The sequence below is a fragment of the Endozoicomonas acroporae genome (assembly GCF_002864045.1).
GTDB classification, from domain to species: domain Bacteria; phylum Pseudomonadota; class Gammaproteobacteria; order Pseudomonadales; family Endozoicomonadaceae; genus Endozoicomonas; species Endozoicomonas acroporae.
The window spans coordinates 1-25,913 of record NZ_PJPV01000010.1; the positions used below are offsets into that span (position 1 = coordinate 1).

The window sequence follows — 25,913 nt, forward strand, 5'->3', positions numbered from 1 at the left end:
AGCCAGAAATATACGATTCCATTTGGCCAACTACTTATATGCAGCTGTTGACGTTTCTTTGCTGAATTTACAGCGAAACGTTAACAGGCTCTGACCTGTTACCGCAAGAGCTGTAAAGTTAAAGGCTGTTAAGAACTTAATTGTTTGTTTTTCTGTCAGTAATTTCTAATCAATCTTATCGAAATCTATGGAGGTGCCTTATGCCAGCTATAGGCAAAATTTCCGGGCAGTCTGATTCAACGGTCACAGGCCCCACCCGAAACAGTGCTGTTGGTCAATTTGAGGGAAGGACGACCACTGAATCCGATGCCACAAGACAGACTGGAAATAACCGATCATTCGATCAAACACCCTTACTTAAAGATCGTTTAATCTATCCATTTTATGCCGCCAAAAATCGCATACTGCACATGGCTGGTATAGGTGCACAGGCTGGAGTTTATACGCCGATGTTCGCTGCAAGTGCTATCTGTGTTGGAGCCGGTGAAATTATTGGCAATACCGTTGGTAGATTAATTAAAAGTTTATTCTTTCCAAACTCTGATATACCACCGGGTGAAGTTGGTGCTTTACTGGGATTGTATACAGGGATTTTGCTATCCATTCCTGCCGCCGTTGTTCTTGGTGTGTTTACTACGACTGCTTTTGCTGTTATTGGTCTGGCTGGCAGCGTGCTGGCTTCACCGTTTGATATCTATCATGGCATGACACTGGCTGATAAAGCAGACCTGAACCCAAAGCAAGTGCGGGTAATGGATATATGGGATGATATCAAAATGCCTGAACTCAGCCAGTTTGTTGACTGGGAATAGTGGGTGTCCTTTTTTTATGCTCGGTCTGTCTCATCGGTCTGACGGTCAATGTAACCCTGAAACAAGGTCTGAATCTCAACCTGCTGCGCTACCTGATCATGGGTTTCAGCGTCTGGCAAATAGCTCATGAATAGGGAACTTTATTCAGGTTTTCTACTCCAAAAGCAGCAAAAAATAAATAACGGATTGTTTTTACCATCAACAACAAGCATCAGGGTGTTTCTATGATACCTTCCAAAACGCCAGCTCTGCCCGATCCATCATACCAATATCAAGCTGGTAAGTCGGATAAACCAGAGCCAGGCTCAGGTGGTCAAACGTATGTAAAACTGAGTAGTTCAGGAACTACGCTAAGAAATAGAAAAGATTGCAGCGCTGAAAAGGCCGTTAGTGAGTGGCATATTGATGTTCAACAGCCAACCGCTTCCACGTTATCCATCACCAACTGGCGGTCTTTGGACAATAGCGAATGCCAGCCGACAGCTGAGCAACCTGATGTTCAACAGCCAACCGTATTTACATACCCAACCAGAGAAGAGCTGGCTCAGCAAGAACGCGAGCAGAAAGCTGAGGAACTTGGCCGGTTGCGAACGTTTAGAGATGCCATTTCCAGATCCGAAGCCTTATCCATCCTCAATAAACATGATTACAACTATATGCGTATAGCTGCCAGACACGGATTTAGCGATATCATTCACTATCTGGTCGAAAATCAGATGCAGGAGGTTTATAAAGTATCTGAATATGCACCCATTTGGGAAGCGACTAACTCCGGACACCTGAAGATTGTCGATTATCTGACCGACCATGGATTGGACAAGGATAACACGTATCATGTATGTCGTGATTTATATGGCCTGGATAATCTCATTACAGCGGTAGCTTCATCGGATCAGATGGACACAGATAGCGAAATCGAAATGGTCGAACTCCTTTTAGCAAAAGGAGAGCCGGTGGATGGCTATGGTCTTATCACTCCTGCCTTTGTGGCAAACAGTAAGAACAAATCAGAGTTAGTTGCTTTTTTAAAGAAGCATGGTGCTAACCCGGAGGGGCTGAAAAAGCTCAACTGCGATAAGGTACAAAAAATTACTGATATTGAATTTGCGGAGGAAGTGCGAAATTTTAATCTTGAGAACCTGAAGGTGAGAGACGTTTTTGTTTTTCTCTCAGAATTCGGTGAAACAGAACAGATAAATAGTCAAGACTCAAAAACCGACGAAAGAGAAGATCGTAAAGAAATGCCAGAGCCCATTCCCAGATTTTTTCATTGCAAGTCAATCAGAGAAGGCAAAAGTGCTGCAATCAACCCAAGGACCGACGAAAAAGCTTCTTATAATAGTGATGTTGTTGAAGCGACCGCAAGAGATTCTCAGCTTCGTCCTGATGTTCATTCTGTACAAGCTTCACCACTCGCCCCCGTGCTTCAAAGAGACGATACAGCACCATCCTCCTATCAAGAGGCAATGCGAAGTACAAATGTTCATTCTGTACAAGCTCCACCACTCGCTCCCGAGCATCTAAGAGACGATGCACCACCACCCTCCTATGCAGATGTAATGAGAAGTAATTGATTGTTTGCTTTTCTGTCAGTATTTATAACCCTGCTGTTATGGGATCAGGGGATAAACCCGCTGTAGGATTAGATGCAGTACTTATTTCTGATCAATCTTATTGAAATCCATGGAGGGATCTCATGCAGGCTATAGGTAACACTACCGGGCACTTTAATTCAACGGTCACAGGACCCATCCCCAACCATACAGACGGGCAATTTGCTGGAAGGACGACCACTGAATCCGGTGCCACGAGACAGACTGAAAATAACCGATCATTCGATGAAAAGCCCTCACTTAAAGATCGCTTAATCTATCCATTTTATGCCGCCAAAAATCGGATTCTGAAACTGGGGGGTATAGGTGTACAAGCTGGGCTTTTTGCGCCGATAATCAGTGTCGGTGGTATTTGTGGTATAGCCGGTGACATTATTGGCAGTACCATTGGTCGATTAATTCAATGTTTATTTTTTCCGGACTCTGATGAATCTCCGGGTAAAACGGGTACTCTTATCGGATTTTATGTGGGCTCTTTGCTCGCCGTTCCTGTCAGTGTCGCACTTGGTGCGGTTGCTGCGGCTGCTTTTGCTGTTATTGGGCTGGTTGGCAGCGTGGTCTCTTTACCTGTCGACATCTATCGTGCCGCCACACAGGATAATAAAGCGGACCTGCACCCGGAACCGGTGCGGATAAAGGATATATTGAATGAGATCAAACACACTGAATTCAGTGACTATCTTGATTTTGAACATTCTGGTTTAATGCTTTTGGGAATATTGGGACTAATATTTATACCAGCTTAAAACCCGGGAGAGTCAGGATTCTGAATTTTGCTTCCGGTTGTCGTATCGTTTATTGAATAGAGTTTGTGGTATTCACCGCTGTGCAGTGTGATGAAACAGGATACAATCAGACTATTTAAACCAGCTACTCCACCAGAGCGATAGGCATTGTGCTTGACGAACCCCAGAAGAGAGCCATCCAGAAAGCGTACAGTGCTTTTCTGGAGAGTAAAAAGCTAAAGGCCCGGCCGGGGCAGAAGCAGATGATTGCCGAGATTGCCCGAGCGCTTGGGGATATTAACACCGACAGTGAAGGCCGCAGAATCTGTGACCCCTCCGTTACCGTGATTGAAGCTGGTACGGGCACCGGAAAAACCGTGGGGTATGTGTTGCCTGCGGTGGTAATGGCTCAGGCTGCGAAAAAACGCCTGGTCATTGCCACGGCCACCGTGACCCTTCAGGAGCAGGTCATCAATAAAGATCTGCCGGACATTATTTTAAAAACCGGACTCAAGTTCTCTTACACCCTGGCCAAGGGGCGTGGGCGTTATGCCTGTCTGAGTAAGCTGGACCGGCTGCTTCAAGAAGAGGAAGCGACCGCCTCGTTAATGGATATGTTCGCCTACGATGGTTACACCCTGGAAAACGATCAGTCCTCCCTGGCGCTATACCAGAGCATGCTGGAGGCATTTGCCGCTGCCAAATGGGAGGGTGACCGGGACAGCTGGCCTGATGCCCTGGAAGATCAGCAGTGGCGAACCATCACCACTGACCATGCCCAATGCAGCGGACGTCGTTGTGGTTATTTCCGGCAGTGCCCATTTTATAAAGCCCGGGGTGATCTTGAGCATGCCGATGTTGTGGTTGCCAACCACGACCTTGTGCTGGCGGATCTGGCGTTGGGAGGCGGTGCGATTCTTCCTGAGCCAAAGGATGCCATCTATGTGTTTGATGAAGGCCACCACCTGCCAGACAAAGCCATTGATCATTTTACCTGTCAGTCCAGAGTCAAGGGCACGGCCAGCTGGCTGGAGAAGGCCGGGCGACATCTGCAGAAGATTCTGACCCAGCAGACCCTGCCGGGAGAGCTGGGTGAATTGCTGGAGCGGATTCAGCCCGAGTTTGATGCCCTGGTCAATGCCCTGGGTCATACCCGGGAGATGCTGCACAGCATTGCCCAATTTGAACCAAAGACACAATTTACCACCCAGGGGGAGAGTCAGGTCGCTTATTACCGCTTTCCCCAGGGCATTGTGCCTGAACCATTACGACAACAGGCGGAACGGTTGAAAGCCGGTTTCAGCAAGTGCAGCGGTATGCTGGAAAAGATCGCCAAAGCCCTGGACGATGCAATGGACGGCGATGTTCCCGGTATTGATCGCTGGCAGGCGGAACAGCTCTATCCTGAAATCGGTGGTATGCAGTCGCGAATGGAGAGCCATTTTCAACTCTGGCTGACCTACACCATCAAAGATCCCGAGGGAGAGCCTCCCAGCGCACGCTGGTTGAAATGGACCGAAGGTGCTTTTGGCGAAGAGCTGGAGGTATTCAGCAGCCCGATCATGTCTTCCATGACCTTATGGCAGACGCTGTGGAATCCCGCTCATGCAGCCATTGTCACCTCGGCAACCCTGGCCGCCCTGGGCTGCTTCGACCGGTTCCGGATGCGCTCCGGAGTGCCTGCACAGTCTCGCTGTGTGGTAGTGCCCAGTCCATTTCTGCATGGTGAGGCGGCTTCTCTGGTAATACCGGCCATGGCCTCAGACCCACGGAATGCGGAAGATCATACTGCCGAGATTATTGAGCTGCTACCAGAGTTATTGTCCGGTGATGATCGCCCAAAAGGGATGCTGGTACTGTTCTCTTCCCGCCGACAGATGAAGGATGTGCACTTTGGTCTGGATGCCTGTTGGCAGGAGAAGATTCTGCTGCAGGATGACTATTCACGACAGGAGTTGTTGAAGAAGCACCGCCAGCAGATTGATGACGGCAAGGTCAGCATCCTGTTTGGTCTTGCCAGCCTGGCAGAAGGGATAGATTTACCCGGTCATTATTGCGAACACGTGATTATTGCCAAGATTCCTTTTGCAGTACCGGACGACCCTGTGGAAGCCGCACTCTCTGAGTGGCTGGAAGCCCAGGGGCGGAATCCGTTTATGGAAATTACCGTGCCGGATGCGGCGATCCGCCTGATACAGGCTTGTGGTCGTCTATTGCGAACGGAGCAGGATCGTGGTCGCATCACGATTATGGATCGACGGCTGGTTACCGCCAGGTATGGCCAGATGATCATGAACTCTTTGCCGCCGTTTAACCGGATTATTGAGCCAGCTGCGGCGGTTATGATGAGATAAGATATAGGGCGATTTTGAAGGAGGCCACTGCTACCTGTCGGCAGCAGCGGCCGGATGAACCCCGGGATAAATTATCCGAGAATATTCTGGTTTATACCGACCATTCCCAGCATTGGCAGTAGTAAACTGTAAGGACTTTGATCGGCAACTTTGTTAGCAGAGCTGTACCAGTACCCGGGTTGCCAATCTACATATTTGACTTCCTCGCTTTTAGGTTCATCCATTGAATAAGTTAATACGGTGTCATTTTCACTATCAAGGAAGAATTGGCTTACCCGATGTGGCAAACCTTTGATTTTTAACACTTCACCCTCATTCATTATCACCAGTTGTGAACTGACATCGGTTAAGAGGCTTTCTTCGTTTAGCAGGGTGTTTACCATGGTCATGTTATTGTTGCTCTCAATGTCGGTAGAGTTAAGCGGTTTTACCGGCATGGGTGTCGCCTCTGATACGTCAGTGCAGTTGGTGTTTGTCGACAATGCCTGACTGCCATTGGTGGGATGCGCTGGGGTAGTTATATCAGGCAAAGAAGTGGTTGTTTTTGTGGCAGATGTCGGGACACCTGTTTCGGTTTTCGGTTTTTGGTTATTAAGCAAGGCAAAGCTGACAGCACTCCCTTTGGGTACCGATGCAATCTTGATGAAATGTTTATCTGAATCATCAATAACAGCAGTGCTGTTTTGGGGAATAAAAGTACCATTTGGAGAAACATGATTCACACTTCCGGTGGGTGACTCATTAGTACTGGGTGCATAGTAACCTATATCTGTCTTCGAGTTATCTGAAGTAGATGGCCTGAAACATAACTCAAACGGCATGGCTGTTTTGTCGTGATATAAAAAATACGCCGTGACGGGAAGCCATGGAGAGTAAATATTAAAAACACCGAGTTTAAAAGCATTGGTCCCATGGGTATATGTTACTGCCCTGGGTATTGTAGAGATAATTTGCTTGTCATTTTTTACCCTTAACCAATGATTACTTTTTTCGATTTTGTATGCATTTCCTTGCGGGGTAATGATTTTATCCTTTAGTTTGCCAGTTTTTGAAAACAGTAAAGTGTCATGTAAGTTGACTGGTTCATGCTTTGATATACCCTTTGGTTTGAACCATTTACGACCAGTAAAGTAGTTTTTTTCCATCTTGGCATATTCTCTGCCGATGTGCTTTTTACCACCAATCCTGCCGAACCATTGTCTGCCAGTTGATTTGCCCCCTTTTGGGCCAGGTAATGGATGGTGGGAACCACCTCCACCGACTCCTCCTGATGACCTTCTGGAGCCTCTTCTTGAGCCTCTTGAGCCTCTGGAACCACCACCTCTGCTGGAACCCCCACCTCTGCTGGAGCTCCCTCCTCTGGGAGAACGCTTATATCTTAAAGGTGCTCCGATCTCATCCTTCGTCGCTTCTCTTTCAATCACCACCTGGGGGGGCTTTTCTTCAGTCTGGCCACTGTCGTGTTCATTCTGGCTGTTCAATGCAGCCATCCAGGCTGGCTGGCCCAGGGACTTGACATCAGGAGGCGTTAAGGGAACAGGGAGGAATGAGTCTGTTGAATTTGTCAATGTTGATAAGGACGTTGGCTTGGCATTGACCGATGCATAAGTAGTAACGTCAGCGACGCATTTGCCAGCCAGGGTTAGCAAAGTGATGAGCCTGGCGGGGGCGGATGATGCATAATATGCCGGGTTAGGAAGATGCTTAAGGGTCTGTGCAGCGCAAGCTAATGAGAATCTTGCCTTACCGGTCAGCCATTCGTACGTTGAAGCTTCAGCTCCACTACTGTCAGGGACTTTGGTGTCAGGTATGCTGGGTGGTGTTAATTGATTTGGTTCACTGATTATCATGGTAGTAACAGCTCCTGTCTATATTCTGCGACTCAATGGAGGCAGGATGAAAGGTAGAAAAGCGCGGCGTGTGTAGAACTTGTTAATTTTTGGGCACCGTGTTTATCAGACAATAGAGACAGGATTTTGTTCCCGTTTTCTAACCGATCAGGTTCAATCTTTACCAAACTCGTCGTAAAGCATCGCCCAATCGGGCGGTGATATAAGACAGGAGCGCGTGGAGCGCTCCGCTTGAGTGTTTGTTCATTCCTTGCTACTTTTACTCTGTCTTTTGTAGACCTACCGTCGGGCAGACGGGATGTTAAGTCTGCGGAGTTCGTGTGAGACTTGGGGAGCATGGGTTGATTCGCCATCGTAAAAGCTCCCACTGTGGAACTTTTATGCGATAACCAAGCCTGTTCCCTGAGCTACGGACTGTGAAACAGAAACGTTCTTGAGCGATCAAGAACCCTCGCCCGATAGGGCGGGGAGTGTCAGCGCTCATAGTAAGCCACAACCCTGTCAGCAAGTGTTGACCGTTCACAGCCGGTTCCATTGGACGCCTCCAGAACAAAATTGTAAGCCTTTGCTACCATGTAGGGACTAAGGTAGGCAGCAACGCTGAATCCTGTGAAATACCCGACAGCGCCACCAACCGCTGTACCAATATACTGACCTTCTGTTATCCGACCTCCTGTTAACTGACCTTCTGGTCCTTCCATCATCCCCCCTAACATCGCACCTCCGGCACCCAGAGTGAAACACCCGACGTGGGCGGCAGCTTGCATGATAATCACTGATGCACTGCCCATTGCGATCGCTGACAATGTGGCCAGGACACGTTCGGTTTTTCGGGTTTTCAGTAACGGCCCATCGTATCTGTTGTTTTGTTCCGATATCTGGGATCTTTTATTTGGGTACATATCAATAGAAACTTCTTTGCCAGAATGCCTGGCTTCAGTTTCTTCAGGTAAACTGACTACAGTTGACGGATTGTATCGGTTGGTGAAATAAAATCCGGTGGTTTCGTTAGCATTCATATAACAGCTCAATTTAAATCGATTGATGAACTAAGGATTAGTCTCAGAATAAATCATTTTACCCAGTCTTGGAAAAGGTCGCCATCCACTGCGTGCAAATCAAAAACGGTTTCAGCTTTTCGGGTAGCACCTGCAGAAATTTGGATGTTATTTTAGAACATTTTCTAAAAGCAATAAGCTATTGAGATAAATTACTTTTCAATAACATGATGGTTAGAATTGATAACGTCCAACGAATATAATAAGGGATCAGGTTGAACGCAACAGATTTAATTAATAAAGAGTGCCAATAAAAAGAAAATTGAAAAAACGGAGCATAAAAAAACGCTGCGGCGGTTACAGCGATTTTTTATTAACAATTTAGATTGCGTTGGGTTTATGCCTTTCTTGATGTTGGCACTGCCCCCTCATAATGAGCGACAATTCTATCAGCAAGGCTGGACCTTTCAAAGCCATTGCCATTTGTCGCCTCCAGAACCACATTGTAAACCTTTGCTACCCAACAGGGGATAAAGTAGGCTGTCACGGTTAAACCTATAAAAGCCCCAATAGAGCAACCGATCACGCTACCAAGAAACATACCCTTAGGCCCTGCTATCGCCCCACCTGCGGCACAAATGCCACCCACAATGCCAGCCCCACAGGAAGCGACAATCGGGATGATGAATAATACTGATGCAACACCCATCGCGATTGCTGACAATGTAGCCAGGACACGCTTGGTTTTTCGTGCTTGCAGTGGCTGCCCCTCATATCCGGTGTCCCCTTCAGGTATATGGCGACCTTCATCGGGTTGCGCCACGATTGTTACTCTTTTGCCAGAAAGTTTGCCAGAAAGTTTGCCAGAAAGAGTTGCTTCATCTGGTCCCGGAAAAGGGGGCTGGGAGGGCAGAGCATATTGACCTGTTGTATCAGGCAGACCGTAACCGTCAGGAATCATATTACACCTCCATTTGTATAGATTGATCCGCAATGTTTCATTAGATTTAAATTGTTAAAGTCGCGCCCTTAGTTGTTGCATTTGATGGTATTAAAATATTAACAAGTACTTCAATAACATGAATGTCAGAATTACTATCATCTAGCGGGTGCAATGAGGAATCGGGCTGAAACAAGACTGACCAAATGAATAAAACGTACCAACAAAAAGAAAATAAAAATAATGGTGCATAAAAAAATGGCTGCAGTGATTGCAGCCATTTTTATATTGCCAATGCTCTGGTTTACAAAGCCTTGATCGCCTCCAGCTGTTCTTCCAGCTTGGCCCTGGCGGCTTGAGCTTCAGCCAGCTTGGCTTGCTCTTTGGCAACCACGTCGGCGGGTGCCTTGCTGATGAATTTCTCGTTGTTTAACTTGCCTTCAAAGCGGGCCACTTCTTTGGCAAACCGCTCAATCTCCTTATTGAGTCGGGCAGACTCTTTTTCCTTGTCGATCAGACCAGCCATTGGTACCAGGACTTCCATGGAGCCTACCAGCTGAGTGGTTGCCATGGGGGCTTCTTCACCGGCGGCCAGAACCCTGATGTCTTCCAGTTTGGCCAGGGACTTCAGGAAGCTCTGGTTGTCATTCAGGCGGGCAACGTCTTCTGCAGAGGTGTTACGCAGCAGTACATTCAGCGGCTTGCCTGGGCCAATATTCAACTCGGCACGAATGTTACGGATACCGGTGATAAACGATTTGAGCCACTCAATATCACGCTCAGCCGTTTCATCAATACGGGCCGGGTCCGACACCGGGTAGCTCTGCAGCATCAGGGTGTCACCAGCAGCACCAGCACTGTGCTTGATGTTCTGCCAGATCGCTTCGGTGATATAAGGCATAAACGGATGGGCCAGGCGCATAATGGCCTCCAGAACCCGAACCAGTGTACGACGGGTGCCGCGCTTGCGTTCTGTCAGTGCATGTTCATCCCAGAGAACTGGCTTGGACAGTTCCAGATACCACGCACAATATTCATTCCAGACAAAGTCGTAGAGGTTCTGGGACGCGTGATCAAGACGGAACTCGGACAGGTTCTTTTCGATCTGGGCTTCAACCCGTTGCAGTCGGGAAACAATCCAGCGATCAGCCAAAGTCAGTTCAACAGGTTCATCACCATTACCACAGGCCGCTTCCGGCTCCATGCCTTGCGCGGCACCTGGCCCTCCCTGGCCAATGTCCTGATCATCGGTATGCATTTTGACGTAGTTGGCAGCGTTCCAGATCTTGTTGCAGAAGTTCCGGTAGCCTTCCAGACGGTTCATATCCCAGTTGATATCACGGCCAGTGGAGGCCAGTGAGTACAGGGTGTATCTCAGGGCATCGGTACCGTGGGCAGAAATACCGTCGGGGAAGGTATTGCGGGTACGTTTTTCGATCTTCTCCGCCAGCTGCGGCTGCATCATATTGCCACAGCGTTTCTCAACCAGGGCTTCCAGGTCGATACCGTCAATCATATCCAGAGGGTCAAGGACGTTACCCTTGGACTTGGACATTTTGTCGCCATGTTCATCACGGATCAGGCCCGTCACGTAAACGTACTTGAACGGCACCTGTGGTTTGCCGTCTTCATCTTTCATAAAGTGCATGGTCATCATGATCATTCTGGCGACCCAGAAGAAGATAATGTCAAAACCGGTGACCAGCACATCGGTGGGGTGGAAGGTGTTCAGGCGATCAGTCTGCTCTGGCCAGCCCAGGGTGCCAAAAGTCCAGAGTGCCGAAGAGAACCAGGTATCCAGAACATCGTCATCCTGTTTCAGGACAACAGGCGTTGGGATGTTGTGCTTTTCCCGGACTTCGTCTTCATTGCGACCAACGTAAACATTGCCGGCATCGTCATACCAGGCAGGAATACGGTGTCCCCACCAGAGCTGACGGGAGATACACCAGTCCTGAATATCACGCATCCAGGAGAAGTACATGTTCTCGTACTGTTTGGGGACGAACTGAATACGGCCGTCTTCTACCGCTTCAATTGCAGGTTTGGCCAGCGGCGCAGCGCGGACAAACCACTGGTCAGTCAGCAGTGGCTCAATCACCACGCCGGAACGGTCACCGTAAGGGACCATCAGGGTATGGTCATCGATTTTTTCCAGCAGACCAAGGGCATCCAGGTCAGCAACGATCTGCTTACGGGCAGCAAAGCGTTCCATGCCCCGGTAGGCTTCCGGAATAGCAGTATCGATGGATTGATTAATCGTACCGTCAATATTGTAGGCTTCACCCTGCTGGCGGATATCGCCGTTCAGGGTCATAACATTGATCATTGGCAGGTTACAGCGCTTGCCAACTTCATGGTCATTAAAGTCGTGGGCCGGGGTGATTTTTACGCAGCCAGTGCCTTTTTCCATATCGGCGTGTTCATCAGCGACAATCGGGATGCGACGGTTTACCAGGGGCAGAATAACCGCTTTGCCGATCAGGGCCTGGTAACGCTCATCTTCCGGGTTAACCGCCACACCGGTATCCCCCAGCATGGTTTCCGGACGGGTGGTGGCAACCACGATATAGTCTTTGCCCTCTGCGGTTTTCTCACCATCCGCCAGTGGATAGCGCAGGTGCCACATATTGCCTTTGACTTCTTTGTTTTCCACTTCCAGATCGGAGATAGCGGTGTGCAGTTTTGGGTCCCAGTTCACCAGACGCTTGCCCCGGTAGATCAGGTCGTCTTCATAAAGGCGGACAAAGACCTCCTGGACAGCGGCATAGAAGCCCTTGTCCATGGTGAAGCGCTCGGTGTCCCAATCAACAGATGCCCCCAGGCGACGAAGCTGACGGGTGATGGTGCCGCCGGACTCTTCCTTCCACTCCCAGATTTTATCGGTAAAGGCTTCACGTCCGTAGTCGTGACGGGTTTTGCCTTCTTCTGCCAGAATCTTGCGTTCAACCACCATTTGGGTTGCGATACCCGCATGGTCAGTACCCACCTGCCAGAGCGTGTTGCAGCCTTTCATCCGGTGGTAGCGGATCAGGGCATCCATAATGGAGTCCTGGAAGGCATGGCCCATGTGCAGGCTGCCGGTGACATTGGGAGGGGGGATCATGATGGAGTAGGGCGTGCGGTCACCGCGCTGGTCAGAAGCCGGCGCAAAATAGCCTTTCTCTTCCCAGTTTTGATACAACGTGCGTTCGATGGCTTGGGGGTTGAACGTCTTTTCCATAACTGCTTTTCCAGTAGAGGTTCCAACTGTTCCCGGAACTCCTGAAGAGCAGGGGGCTCCGGGTTTGGATAAACCGGTGATTATACACTGTGAGACTGAATCAGGAAGCACCCTTCATTGCCGACTACCGGGTTCTCGGACAACCTCCTGCATCATTTCAATGAGTTTGGTGTGTACAATCTCCGTTCAGGAAGAAAGGAGCTTGGGAGTCATTGATAGAAGGAACCCATCAATTACATTGAAACCATGTAAGTAGTTGGCCAAATGGAATCGTATATTTCTGGCTAAGTGGGCAGTTACTATGCAAGGCACAACGCAGGGAGCATAGCCGTAGCTATGTGACCGGAGTTGTAACGCCGCAGAGTGACTGTCCACTTAGTCAGAAAATATGATTTCATTTGGTTAACTACTTACTGGCCCATGGAAAGTACCGAATCAGCTGTTATTTTAATTATTCATAAAATGTAATTGGAAACCACAAAGTACATTTCAGGATAAGCAACATCACGCCTTTGTGGCTTATATCAATATCAGGCAATCGCTTCACGAATATCTACGGTGTTGTTTTGTGCAGGTTCGCTCTCCAGTTTGATCTCCTGCAGGATTTCAGGTTTGCCTTTAAAGGCTTTGGCGAGAATATCCTTGTTCCGTGACAGCAGCAGACCGATCTCTTCCGCCAGTTGTTCATCGATCTTGAAATTGGCTTCCAGCATACCCGTGATGCCATCGGCCAGCTCCAGCATACGATCGTGTTCTTCTGCGGCTTTCTTATCAGTAAACATGCTTCCGTCCCGGTCAACTCGCCACATGGGGGTAATGGACATGGGCTTCCTCCTGTATTGGGTTTTTGAACTGTATATAAATACAGTTATTTTGTCCAGTAGGCTCTCTGGGAATCGGCTTTTAAACATCAGCTTTTAAAAAAGGTGGCCTGGTTTTTTACCAAAGTTAATGAACACCCGGGAAGTTGTGCAGTTCTGTCTGGTAATTTACATCTTTAAAATACTATAAACGACAATAATAAATGATCCTTATTTGTCACTCCCTGGCCGTATAATTTTCTCTCTCGAATATTTGCAAATTTTGTAAAGTTGGATATTTTTTCATCAATCTTAAATGAATAAAAGTCAACTGACGGGTTAATTAAGCAATGCATCTTCGATTTCCAGTTAAACCAACGAATCCAGGTTTTCTGCCTCATCCCCCCCATGATAATAAAAAATTTCCTCATGATGATGATAAAAAACTTCCTGATGATGATAAAAAATTTCCTGATGATCCTGATAAAAAACTTCCTCATGATCGTGCTAAACCAACCAGAGTGTTTCACTCACGCCAAGTAGCTAATGATAAAAAGACAGGGAAGACGAAGCTTGCACAGGGTAGCCAGGATCAAACCAGCCATTTTGTTCAGTCTGCCAGTTCTTCATTCTCACCCAGGCAGACAAAGTCAATTCATTCAAGCGCCGCTGTTCCAATAGATAGCGCCACCTCAATCACCGCCTCGGCCAGCAGTTCAAACACAGCAAAAGCATCAACATCTGCATCGACATCTGAAAGTCCAACTGGTTCACTAAATAGCGCCACCTCAAAAACAACTTCGGCCAGCCGTTTAAATCCTGCAAACGATTCAACCTCTGCCAGCGCAGCGGGTCCAATAAACAGCGCAACTTCAATAACAGCTTCGGTCAGCAGTTCAAATTCAGTAAAAACTTCAACATCATTTGAAAGCGCAGCTGGTTCAATAAATAGCAAAACCTCAACAACCACTTCGGCCAGTAATTCAAATCCAGCAAAAGCTTCAACATCTGAAAGCGCAGCGGGTTCAATAAGCAGCGCAACCTCAAAAACAGCTTCGGTCGGCCATTCAAATCCGGCAAATGCTTCAACATCACCCGGCGCAAGCAGCGTACAAACGGCAACGGCCACTATGTCGGAGGCCATGAAGGGTAGTGTCTCAGATAATGCTGCTTCGGCAACGTCCGCTAACAGTCCATCTGTGAACAGCGAATCAGGCTCGGTACAGGCGTCGGCGTCGGCGTCGGTGTTAACAGCAATCACCAGTGCATACCTGGCAACATCCAGCCTGGCCAGATCCCCAGTCACTACTCAGGGTAGATTCAGCAGTGATTACAAGACTGCTGTGAGTTCATCAGACAGTTCATTAGAGTCCATTAAACATACCGCTACTGCCCACGATGCAGCAGGCTCAGTCAAAACGACGGACTCCGTTTTTACGGCAACCAGCGCTCATCGGCCAGCCAGCCTGTCCGGCTCAGTCAGCAACCCCCTGGCAGCCAGCGTCTCTACCCACTCCCATGCTTCTGGCTCAGCAGGGCCTTCCGCCACAATAAGTATCAATGATATGGGTGAAACCGGTGAATATTCGGTAACGTCCATGGGGTTATCCGGCTCGGTGAAGAGTGCCGCCTCTACCCATGCAACGGGTATGCATTCATTGCCTTCGCTGCACAGTTCGGCAACTGCCATGAATGCCACCACGGCTTTCCCAGCCCGGTCCAGCCTGACCGGTTCCGGCAAGGGCACTGTTGCTGCCAATGCATCGGCAACGTCAACAACAGCCAGTCCCGGTTCTGTTTCGGTTGTTGCCAGTCCGATTGGTATGAGTGCAGCGTCGTTTAATTATGCAAGCCCAACTGTTGTGGATTCTGCTTCTGCAAGCGCGACTGTTCAGGATTTTGCTTCTGCAAGCGCGACTGTTCAGGATTTTGCTTCTGCAAGCCCGACTGTTCAGGATTCTGCTTCTGCAAGCATTACCACCGCCCCAATACTACTACCGACCAGTACTCCCACACTGGTTAACACCCTGCCACCCTGGACTGACAGTATTAACCCGGCACATTCATTGGGCGGCATCACCGACATCGCGCCCGCCAGGACCACCCTGGCCCTGTCCAGTTCGCTGGCCGCTACCAATTTAACACTGGATCAGCAACTGACCGCCATAGTGGACGATATGGGCAAATCAACCAATCTTGGCATGTTCGAAAATGACCTGGTTTATTTTCAACAGCTGTTTCCGACCCTTAACTTCACAGAATTAGTCACCTTTGTTAAGGACAGTGCCAGGAATTTTGCCGGATATATGCTGCTCGAGGGCATTGAAGCCTTCGCCCAAACGCTCAATGGCACGTTCACTAATGCCACTTTCCCTAATGCCACTTTCCCTGATGTCGCTCGTCACTATTTCGATATCGTAGCAGCCGGGGTGGATGACATTATCCATGAGTTCAACACCACAATCGCGCCTGACCGGAATACCAGCTCAACGACAGTAGCCCCTCACCATCGTTCAAAAAGAATGATCCTTTCGGAGCCGGATTTCTTAAGCAGAATCAGCCGGCTGATAGAGGCTGAAGAGGCCGTTACCGCAGACGACATGGTCCCGCAACTGATGGAGTTTTTACGGGGTTTTTCTGCAATGCGCAAAGAATTTACCCTTACGGTGCAGCGTGGCGTTGCGGGAGACCCGGATGCAATAGCGCTTGCCAATCAACTCCGGCAGCCGCTGGAGATGGCCAATCATTTGCAGCAATATGAGAGCGAGGTCTTTGAATTACTGTGGAGTAATAACTTCGAGGAACTTGGCAGATTAGTGTTTAAAGTTAACGCCCTCTCATACTTTAGCGCTGTTGCTCCGCCACAACTAAGAGACATGATGGAATCGCTCAGGCTCATGGTTAGTAACATGATTCAATATCTCCAACGGATAAATCTGGGGACCACCAATCCGTCAACTTTTACGGTGAAAATAGCTGATCTCACAAATTTCTGTTTAATCTGGAACCCTTTGCGATTAATGCTGCGTAATCAGCAGTTAGCTGAAGGCGTTTGTTTGGCGGATGTGGTTTCATTAACCGTTGCCAGCCAGGAGGGAATTTCTGTTAGCAGCTCTTTAAACACTCTGGTCAATGCTATTTTCCTGGGTGCCGGATATGCTCGATTACCCGCTCTTGTCAGGACGATCCTACAGGAAATTGCGCTTAAAAATAGTGCATCTTCCCCCGTAAGTTTATGGCGTACCCTCGGCCTGAAAAGTGCCAGCTATTACCTTAGTAAAATACACCAGAAATTTGATGCATTTTCGCTTAGATCGAATGGTTCACAGGTATTTCTTACAATCCAGTCAATGCTGTCAAAGATGGTTGCAGCGTTCAATGCGAAGGCAGCTCAGTTACCGGCAGGGGAGGATGTTACTGTTCTGTTTAGCGTCGACCCCCGTACCGAACATGTCATATTTGCAAAAATGCAAAGAGTGAATAATCAACTGTCCCTGACCACTTCTGATATCGCAGGCTATTTGCTCAGTGCCAGCGCCGATTCAATGGAACACTTGGTCGCAAGGGCTATGCGCATGCTGAGACCGTTGGCTCAGCAATACGGCCTTGGATTGACTCAGCCAGCACCGGTTGCCAACGGACTAGGTATCGGGCATCTTTATCAACCCACGGACGCAGAAATAGCCGAGTGGGCTGACCTGGCTCCCATTCCTACCTCGGCCTTAACGTTAAAACAGATCCTGACCAAGCCGGTAACGGAACTTGAAGCCCTCGACAAAGCGGCCACCAAGGCCCTGGCCAAAGAATACATTCACAAGGTGACCAGTGCCGATGGGCTTAAGAAACTGAAATTAAGCCAGAAACTGACTGAACAGGACCTGCTCCCTGCACCCTCAAGCCTTCAGGTAACCACAGCCGATCCACTGATTATGCAAATGCGGGAAGTGATCAGTGTGCTTGACGATGCTCTGGCCAATAATACTCCGGTACCGGAAGCCATCAAAAAACTGAATGCTCACATTATGGCCAAAACCAGTCACAGTCTGCTTGCCCGGGCCAAGGCGACCGCTGGAGAACAGCCGGACCCGGTACCCGGTCCTTCCGGGGTGGCCCAGGGCGTGTCCAACCTGGACGACTTTCAATATTCGATGCAAATGATGGTGTTGCAGGATGCCATCAATGCTATTGCCCCAGAGGTTCCCGGAGCAGCGCTGTTGGCTCACCCATCCGCTGGTGCGGTTCCTCAATCGTCGGGTGGCCAGCCCTCCGGTGGCACCGATGAAGGTTTAAGTGCGGCAACCAAGGCCGGAATCGCGGTTGGTAGCGTCGGCGGAACGTTAGGTACGGTGGCTAGCGGCGCATTTATAAAAAGACTGGCCTCGAACGGGGGCGATGCGGCGGCGGAAGATTTAGCGGCCAGCGTTGGGGAAAGTGCAACAGAGGAGTTTGTGCCAGAGACCGAGGTTCTGAAATCCCTGGGTGACGGGCTCAAAACTAATGTTGAGGAGTTGATGAAAACAGCACCCGCCCCGCCAAACCATGATCCCGGTGGCAAAGACTGGACCCACGACGATACAGGCAATCGTGGCAAAGGCAGCAGAGGCAGAGGCAGAGGCAGCAGAGGCAAAGGCAAAGGCAGCAGAATCAGATTAAAAGAACCAGCGTGTCGACGTAAAAGAGCCGTGGAAGGGACTGGCAGGGGCTGTGCTGACCCCGATGAGTTGTATAGAAAGGCAATAAAAAGGTTGGTTGCAGAAGGCGTTGTTGCAGTCTCTGCACCCACCCTGATGGCCAGTTTAGCCGAAACGCTGGCTGTCGCATTCCTGACCGAACAATTAATTATGATCATTGCTGCAGCGGTGGGAATCGGCCTTGCCGCCTGGACAGGTTATGAAGTTTACGAATTTATAGAAGAACAGAAGGAGAAGAATAAGGGAGACGATGATGATAGTGATTTTACAACAGGCGATGACAAACCCACCGGTCATCATGACTCTTCCGGTGGCAGTGGCAACAGGGGGACCGCGCCCCCCAGTGTATCATCCAGTGTATCGTCCAGTATATCGTTAACGACTGGCCAGCCTCCCATCACTGGCCTGCAACCTCCTACGGGCAGGCCTGGCAGCAATCCCGAATTCGTTACTAACAGCAGTCACCCGGTCACACCCCAAATCATACCGGGCAATTCCAGCCTTGTAGCACCGGGCATTACTGCCTCGGAAGCATCGTTAACGACGGCTTTATGGTCGGATACCGCTGCACCTGCCCTGGTAGCAGGGCTGAGTTCGTCGGCCAGTCCTATTGAGGCGACACCACGCCAGTCAGAGAGCACCCGTGCTCAAGCACTATCTGCCAATACCACAGTTCCCATTGGGGCAGAGTCAGGTTCGTCGGTTAATACTATCAAGACGTCGTTGAGTCCGTCGGAGATGGCAAGTAGTCAGGCAGTGTCGTCCAGGACGATGGCTCGGACCTCACCGGAAATGAGTTCGTCGATGAATACTACTGAGGCATCACTGAGCCCATCAGAGATGTCAGGCACCCAGAGGTTATCATCCAGCACCACGGCTCCGTTCTCACCAGGGCTGAGTTCGTCGATGAGTATCACCGATGTGTCCATGACGCCCTCAGGCATGGCAGGCACCCAGAGGTTATCATCCAGCACCACGGCTCCGTTCTCACCGGAACTGAGTTCGTCGATGAATACCACCGATGTGTCCATGACGCCATCCGGGATGGCAGGCACTCAAACATTGTCATCCAACACCACGACTCCGTTCTCACCAGAGCTGAGTTCGTTGATGAATACCACCGATGTGTCAATGACGCCATCCGGGATGGCAAGCACCCAGACCCAGACATTGTTATCCAACACCGCGGCTCCGTTCTCACCGGAGCTAAGTTCGTCGATGAATGCCACCGATGTGTCAATGACTCCGTCAGGCATGGCAAGCACTCAAACATTGTCATCCAACACCACGGCTCCGTTCTCACCGGAGCTGAGTTCGTCGATGAATACTACCGATGTGTCCATGACGCCATCCGGAATGGCAAGCACTCAAACACTGTCATCCAACACCACGGCTCCGTTCTCACCAGAGCTGAGTTCGTCGATGAATACCACTGATGTGTCGGTGACTCCGTCAGGCATGGCAAGCACACAGGCATTGTCATCCAACACCACGGCTCCGTTCTCACCAGGGCTGAGTTCGTCGGTGAATACCACTGATGTGTCACTGACTCCGTCAGACATGGCAAGCACTCAGGCACTGTCATCCAACACTACGGCTCCGTTCTCACCGGAACTGAATTCGTCGATGAATACCACTGATGTGTCACTGACTCCGTCAGGCATGGCAAGCACAGAGGCATTGTCATCCAACACCACGGCTCCGTTCTCACCGGAACCGAGTTCGACGATGAATACCACTGATGTGTCCATGACGCCATCCGGGATGACAGGCACTCAAACATTGTCATCCAACACCACGGCTCCGTTCTCACCGGAACTGAGTTCGTCGATGAATACCACCGATGTGTCCATGACGCCATCCGGAATGGCCAGCACTCAAACATTGTCATCCAGCACCACGGCACCGCTCTCACCGGAGATCAGTTCATCGATTGATGCCACCGAGGCATCAGAAAACTTAACAGAGACTACGAAAGAACCGTCAACGTCGTTAAAAATAGCGTCGTCGTCTGCCGCACAAACCACCTCCACCGCAACGCTCCCATCGTCCTCCACCACCGACGATGCGGAAACCGACACCGCCCGGCGGGTATCCAGTACGCCCGCCGAGCCGGTTACAACCCCCACCACCTCCCCGGTCACTGAAAGCCACCCAGAGCCGATGGGGCCACAGGACAGAAAGCTGTTGAAACTGTATGCGGAGCGGGGACAGCAAATCCATGAGGCCTATACCTCGCGAATAAACGTCATCGAAAATAACAATGCCCAGGCAATGGAGAAGATCAAACCCGGTGATGAAGAGATAGAAATCAACGGCAAGACCTATCTTAAATGGCCGGTGCAGCGTCTGCTGTGTTGTGCCCACGGCCTACAGGCTATGGACCGGCAGCTCAGGGACAACTTCCTGATTATCAGCAGTCTTGCCCGGCAATGCATCCGCTATGATGCCAGCCATGATCCAACCATGCAGCCTGGCGCGAACGTCGGGCATCCTGCCCGGGAGGCCATTATTGCCGATCTGGTCAACCAGTTCCTGAATATGTATGCGCAGTACGGCGAAGCCCGTTTCAATATGATCAAGGCTACCGACTTTGCCCTGGATGAGACGGCAGAGTCAGAGATATTCCAGGGTTTCAACGCCCGGAGCATGGATAGCACGGTCAACGCCCTGTTGCACCAGCCTTCCGGCTTGTCGGCCCCGTTTCGGGACTTTCTCCGGGGGCTGGCAGATAGCCTGGATCATGAGCCACTGGACAACGATCTCAGGGCGCCCCGGCCGGACCGGCACCTGTTGCAGGCCATACACAATACCACCGTCGCGGATGATGAGTTTACCTTGCCACAAGCCAGGCTGGACCCCGGCGATGTGGCTGCCACCAACCGGATCATCCGGGCTGAGCAGGCCCACTTTATCGCCAACATGGGAGAGCTGGAAGACAGGGAATATTTTCCGATCGATTACCAGAAGATATTCCAGAACCCCGCAGACTATGAGGCGGTGTTCCAGGGTCAGGACACCATTCCCTGCCACTTGGCTGAACCGGGACTGGCTGACATCTCGGCCCTGACCCGGCTTTTATCACCTCCTCAGCTATCCACTTCACAGCCATCCACTTCGCCACTATCCACTTCACAGCTATCCACTTCGCCACAACCCGCATCCACTTCCCAAACACCAACAGCTCACCTTGAGGCGACCCCGTCGGCCTTTAACGATCGTACCGACGCTGAGTCATCGTCACCAACGATCGTACCCAGTCAAACCGCTCAACCGGTTGCAACTTCCACCGCCTCCGTCACTGACAGTCGCCCGGCGCAGGTGGGCCCGCAGGGCAAAAAACTGCTGAAACTTTATGCGGACCGGGGCCAGGCGATCCATGACCGCTATATGTGGCAGATAAACGACATCAAAAATAACAATGTCCGGGCGATGCAGGCCATCGAGGACGACAGTGGTGAAGAGATAACCATCAACGACCGGATTTACCTTGAATGGCCCCTTGAACGGCTGGTGTGTTGTGCCCACGGCCTGCGGGCCATGGACAAGCTGCTCCGGGATAACTTCCTGACCATCAGCAGCCTTGCCCAACAATGCCTCAGCTATGATGCCAGCCGTGGCCTGACCATGAACCCACAAGCGCCCGGGGAAAACCTGGCCCGGGAGATCATTGTTGATAACCTGGTCAACCGGTTCCTGACTATGTACTCACAGTTGGCACAGGCGCGCTCTCAGATGATCCTGGCCACCGGGTTTCCCAAGGAAGAGACCTCCGAGGCCGGGATTTTCCAGGGGTTTAATGCCCGGGGCATGGATAACACGGTCAATGCCCTGTTGCGTGATGCCTCCGGGGTGTCCGCACCGTTCCGGGAGGTTCTGCGGGGGGTGGCGGACTATCTGGACAGGCAGATCACGGAGGAGCGCCTCAACGATGGTAACGATCTGCGTACCCCGGGGCTGGATGAGCAACTGATGTCGGTGATACACAATACCACCGTCGCCGACAATGAGTTCACCTTGCCGTCGGGCTGGCTGGAACGCGGGGACCTTGATGCGACCAACCGGATCATCGGGGCTGAGCAGGACCGTTTCATTACCAACATGGGGGTATATAGAGACTGGAGTCACTTCCCGATTGATTACCCGAAGATCTTCCAGAACCCCACAGATTATGATGCCGTGTTCCACAATGACGACACCGTTCCCTGCCATTACAGCGAATCGGGACTGGACGACACGTCGGCCCTGGCGTCGCTGCTTTCCCGCCCTCCGGCTACGTCACCGTTCACCGTGACTGAGCGGAAACTGCTGAAGGGGTATGCTGACCAGACCACGGCAGTCTATGCCGACTATGCCCACCAGGCCGAGGCCATAAAGCAGCAGAACCGGGAGATGATGGCAGCCATACCTGCGGAGGAGTCAGACTCAATGACCTGGCCGGAAAAACGACAGGTGTGCTGCGTCAACTTGCTGGAGACACTGGAGAGGCAGTTCCGGGACAGCTTCCTGAACATGACCAGTACCGCGGGGCAGTATCTCCGCTATGATGACGATCAGGATGACCACCAACCCGGCGGTACCCCGGGCCAGAACGCCACCGAAGTGTCGATCTTCAAGAATCTGGCGAACCAGTTCCAGAACCTGTATGCGCTCTACAGTGCTGCCCGTTATGACATGGTCAAGGCCACCGGATTCGCAGGCGAGGCAACAGAGGATGATCGCTTCCACGGTTACAATGCCGGGGCCGTTGCCGGGGCCGTTACCGGGCTGCTGGCGAGATCGGTCAGGATGTCGGCCCCCATCCGGGAGATACTGCAAACGCTTGAGAGCACTCTGGCCCATGACCATGAGGATCACCGCACTAACGATAGGCGTCCCCCGCAGCCGGATACCGCACTGCAGCAGACGCTGGAAAATGTCCGGGTAGCGGATGATGAGTTTAACTTGTCACCACCCATGCTGGACGCCCGGGATGTAACGGTGATCAATGACATCATCCTGGCCGAGCGCAAAGCTTATTTTCAGAACACGCGAGCACTCAGGGATGAGCGTTTCGTGAAGTTCAGCGACGTGTTCGACAATACGACGGATTTGCAAAATCAGTTGTACGGCGAGCAGCTTCCCTGCCCGACCAGCGAGCAGGGGCTGGCCGACACCTCGGCGCTGAGCGAACTGCTGGCACGGGCTGCCGACCAGGCACCTAAAATCACGGCCGCCGGGAAAAAACTGCTGAAATTGTATGCCGACCGCGCCACACAATCCTACCGTGCCTATGGCCAGCGCCTCAGCACTATCCAGAGTGCCAATACCCGGGCAGTGCGGGATATCAAGAAGAGTGATAACACCCTCATTCACGAGGGCCGGGAATACCCGCAATGGTCGCTGGCACGACTGGTGTGCTGTGCCCAGGGCCTGCAGGCGATGGACCGGACACTCAGGAACACGTTCCTCTCGGATCTGAGCCTGGCCGATCAGTGTATTCGCCATGATGCCTCCCATAGCCTCACCCTGGGGCCGGATGCGAGCGGCGAGAACCCCACCCGGGAGGCCATGATTGACAATCTGGTCAACCAGTTCCTGAACCTGTATTCACAGTACGGAGAAGCCCGGTTCAATATGATCAAAGCCACTGGGTTCTCCAAGGAGGAGGCGGCAGAGTCACCGGTTTTCCCGGGAGTTAACGCCCAGAACCTGGCGACCGAGGTCCATTATCTGTTGGATACCACGACCGGATTGTCCGCACCGTTGCGGGACGTTCTCCGGGGGGTGGCGACCTATCTGGATAACCAGGTCACCGGGGATGACGATAATGATCTGCGCCTGCCACAGGCTGATCATCAACTGTTGCAGATCATTGACAATACCACCGTCGTTGATGATGAGTACACCTTGCCGCCAGCAACGGAGGTTCCTGGCGATAGGAGCGCAGTCAGCCAGCTCATCCGGAATGAGAAAGTCGGCTACCTGACCATGTTGGGAGAACTGGAAAACCGGGAGGATTTCCCCAGTGATTTTGCCATTATATTCCAACAGCCCGATGCCTATGCGGAGTATTTCCCGGAGGAAGCGTTCCCGCAGTGCCAGGGTGACTCGCGCAAACGTCGCCAGCTGGACAGCCATCTCTCTGGCAAGCCGACGCCTCCCCGGGGTGAGCCCGCCAATGACCACCGTGACCCGGCCACTGCCGGAGCCACCCGTTACGGAGGAGTGTTGTCGGCGCTGCGTGGTGGCCTGTCCTGGCTGACCGGTAGCGCCGGAGCCACCGCTAATCAACCGCAGGGAGCAGCGCAGATCACTGCCGGGCAAAGCCATCAACGACAGGAGTCCACCGACAACCAGCCGGCCAGCAGAGTCAGGCCGGTAACGCACAGCGTCAACAACAGCCTGGCTCTGGCCGGGTTGCTGGTGTCCCGGGCCACGGACCGTCCCATCCAGCCTGACACACTGGCTCATGGTGAGAGGCACCGGACTGATACGGCGGCACAGCCCTTTGACTGCTTGCCGGGCATGCGGCTGCTCACGGGTAGCATGCGGGTTGCCCGGCAGCTGCACAGCGAAGTGTCGGCTTTTCTGCAGCAGCTCAACCAGCAGCGAATACAACCGGATGCGGCCTGGCAAACCGATGACCTGCTGAATATGGCCATCGCCATGGTCACCAATCAGGCGCAACCGACCAGCTGCACCGAGGAGTTTCTGTTCGAAGTGCTGTTCTCGCCCAGACTGGGGGTTGAGCATGAACGCACCACCAATATTTTCGACAGCGATGGACGGGTCCGGGGCACCAGTGGTGGTGCCATCTTCTTTGGCGGGGAGCAAACCCGGCCGAGCCAGTCAGGCCCGGCCAGAGATCTTGGCCAGTGCATGCTGAACGCCATGGCAGACCGTCAACTGGAACAGATGACCGCAGCATCCCGGACGGCTGACGTCGGCCCGTTACTCAGTGGCGCACTGCGTGATGCCATTGTTGACCGGGCCAGCCAGTTTCAGGAACTGCAAAGAGCGGCTGTGTCTGCCAGGCATTCGGTGGGATTGTTCAGCCAGCTGCCCGACTGGCTGGGCGCCAGCAGTGGCAACTACAGCAGCCGCCGCGATCAGCTGTACCGAAGACTGGAACAGCGGCTGACCCCGGTTACCAGCCCGGGGGCCGTTCAGGCGGGTAATGCCTGTCTCAGCCAGCTGGAAGCGGGTGATTATGGCTCGGCCCGGGCATCCTTCTTTGCGCTGTCGGACCAGCAGCAGCAACAGGCCATCCAGTCACTGACAAGGATGCCGGACTGTTTTGGACTGGAGCCCCAGTGGGATGATCCGGCTCCCAGAGACAGCCAGAGTGCCTGGCAACGCTTCACCGCCCTGTACGACAGCAAGATGGGCGTTCAGGAAGAGGCGATGAACCGCCTGAAGCTGATGTCGATGGTCACTGCTGGCAAGGTGACCGGGCAATACGACGAGGCGCAACAACTGGTGGCACACATTATTGACCTGCTGCCAACCCGGGACAATGCCAGCCAGCGATCCTGCCAGGAGACGGCAGAGTGCGCCCGGCCGCCAGTGTTCCAGCAGCACCAGTACGACCGGGGCACCATAAACGACATGCTCAGTGCTTATAAAACCATCAAGGCAGAAGTCGCCGACCAGTTGCCGCAGTACTTTATCAACCACAATCTGGACAGTGACCTCCAAGAAGAGATCATTACCCAGGTGGCGCTGGGCAGTTTGGGGGCCGTGCATGGCAAGCCTGCCGGGCAATGGCAGGCGGAAATAGCAGCGCGGCTGCAAACCGAAGCGGAGGAGTTTGCCCAGACTCCGGTTTAAGAAAAAAGCTGAAAATCCTGATAGATACTCAAAGTGAAGCTGCTGTACTATGCGTTTTTTGTAATTTGGTGATACGACGGTTCACCGTCTTGCTC

Annotated in this window: 11 protein-coding genes; 5 read left to right on the forward strand and 6 right to left on the reverse strand. The window is 51.7% G+C overall.

Going from position 1 to position 25,913, the window contains the following annotated elements:
* The first annotated feature begins 410 nt into the window (after positions 1-410).
* The 4 genes from CX664_RS02350 to dinG all read left to right on the forward strand — a co-directional run bounded on the left by CX664_RS02350 (position 411) and on the right by dinG (position 5,504).
* The gene (locus tag CX664_RS02350; RefSeq protein ID WP_145999763.1) at positions 411-812 is read left to right on the forward strand and encodes a hypothetical protein; all 402 of its coding nucleotides are present in this window, start codon (positions 411-413) and stop codon (positions 810-812) included.
* A 224-nt stretch (positions 813-1,036) separates the two neighbouring features.
* On the forward strand, positions 1,037-2,386 hold the full coding sequence (locus tag CX664_RS02355; RefSeq protein ID WP_101745176.1) for an ankyrin repeat domain-containing protein: 1,350 nt from the start codon (positions 1,037-1,039) through the stop codon (positions 2,384-2,386).
* A 122-nt stretch (positions 2,387-2,508) separates the two neighbouring features.
* Positions 2,509-3,171 carry a hypothetical protein gene (locus CX664_RS02360; RefSeq protein WP_101745177.1) on the forward strand — a complete coding sequence of 221 codons (663 nt, stop codon included), beginning with the start codon at positions 2,509-2,511 and terminating at the stop codon, positions 3,169-3,171.
* Between the two features lie 149 nt (positions 3,172-3,320).
* Complete coding sequence (gene dinG / locus CX664_RS02365) at positions 3,321-5,504, forward strand: ATP-dependent DNA helicase DinG (RefSeq protein WP_101745178.1); 2,184 nt, start codon at positions 3,321-3,323, stop codon at positions 5,502-5,504.
* 71 nt (positions 5,505-5,575) lie between these two features.
* On the opposite strand, the gene CX664_RS02370 is transcribed toward dinG, so the two are convergent.
* From CX664_RS02370 to CX664_RS02400, 6 genes are all read right to left on the reverse strand, one after another.
* On the reverse strand, positions 5,576-7,354 hold the full coding sequence (locus CX664_RS02370) for a hypothetical protein (RefSeq protein WP_101745179.1): 1,779 nt from the start codon (positions 7,352-7,354) through the stop codon (positions 5,576-5,578).
* A gap of 473 nt (positions 7,355-7,827) precedes the next feature.
* Positions 7,828-8,373 carry a hypothetical protein gene (locus CX664_RS02375; protein WP_145999764.1) on the reverse strand — a complete coding sequence of 182 codons (546 nt, stop codon included), beginning with the start codon at positions 8,371-8,373 and terminating at the stop codon, positions 7,828-7,830.
* A gap of 376 nt (positions 8,374-8,749) precedes the next feature.
* Entirely contained in the window at positions 8,750-9,313 is a 564-nt protein-coding gene (locus tag CX664_RS02380; RefSeq protein WP_101745181.1) for a hypothetical protein, read from the reverse strand.
* A gap of 283 nt (positions 9,314-9,596) precedes the next feature.
* Positions 9,597-12,515 (reverse strand): valine--tRNA ligase, encoded by a 2,919-nt coding sequence (locus CX664_RS02385; protein WP_101745182.1) that lies wholly within the window; start codon positions 12,513-12,515, stop codon positions 9,597-9,599.
* A gap of 530 nt (positions 12,516-13,045) precedes the next feature.
* On the reverse strand, positions 13,046-13,339 hold the full coding sequence (locus CX664_RS02390) for a YebG family protein (protein WP_101745183.1): 294 nt from the start codon (positions 13,337-13,339) through the stop codon (positions 13,046-13,048).
* Between the two features lie 631 nt (positions 13,340-13,970).
* Positions 13,971-14,576 carry a hypothetical protein gene (locus CX664_RS02400; protein ID WP_145999765.1) on the reverse strand — a complete coding sequence of 202 codons (606 nt, stop codon included), beginning with the start codon at positions 14,574-14,576 and terminating at the stop codon, positions 13,971-13,973.
* Between CX664_RS02400 and CX664_RS02405 the strand changes: the two genes are divergently transcribed.
* Positions 14,560-25,818 (forward strand): hypothetical protein, encoded by an 11,259-nt coding sequence (locus CX664_RS02405; protein WP_145999766.1) that lies wholly within the window; start codon positions 14,560-14,562, stop codon positions 25,816-25,818. The two genes, CX664_RS02400 and CX664_RS02405, sit on opposite strands and share 17 nt — an antisense overlap.
* Positions 25,819-25,913: the final 95 nt, after the last annotated feature.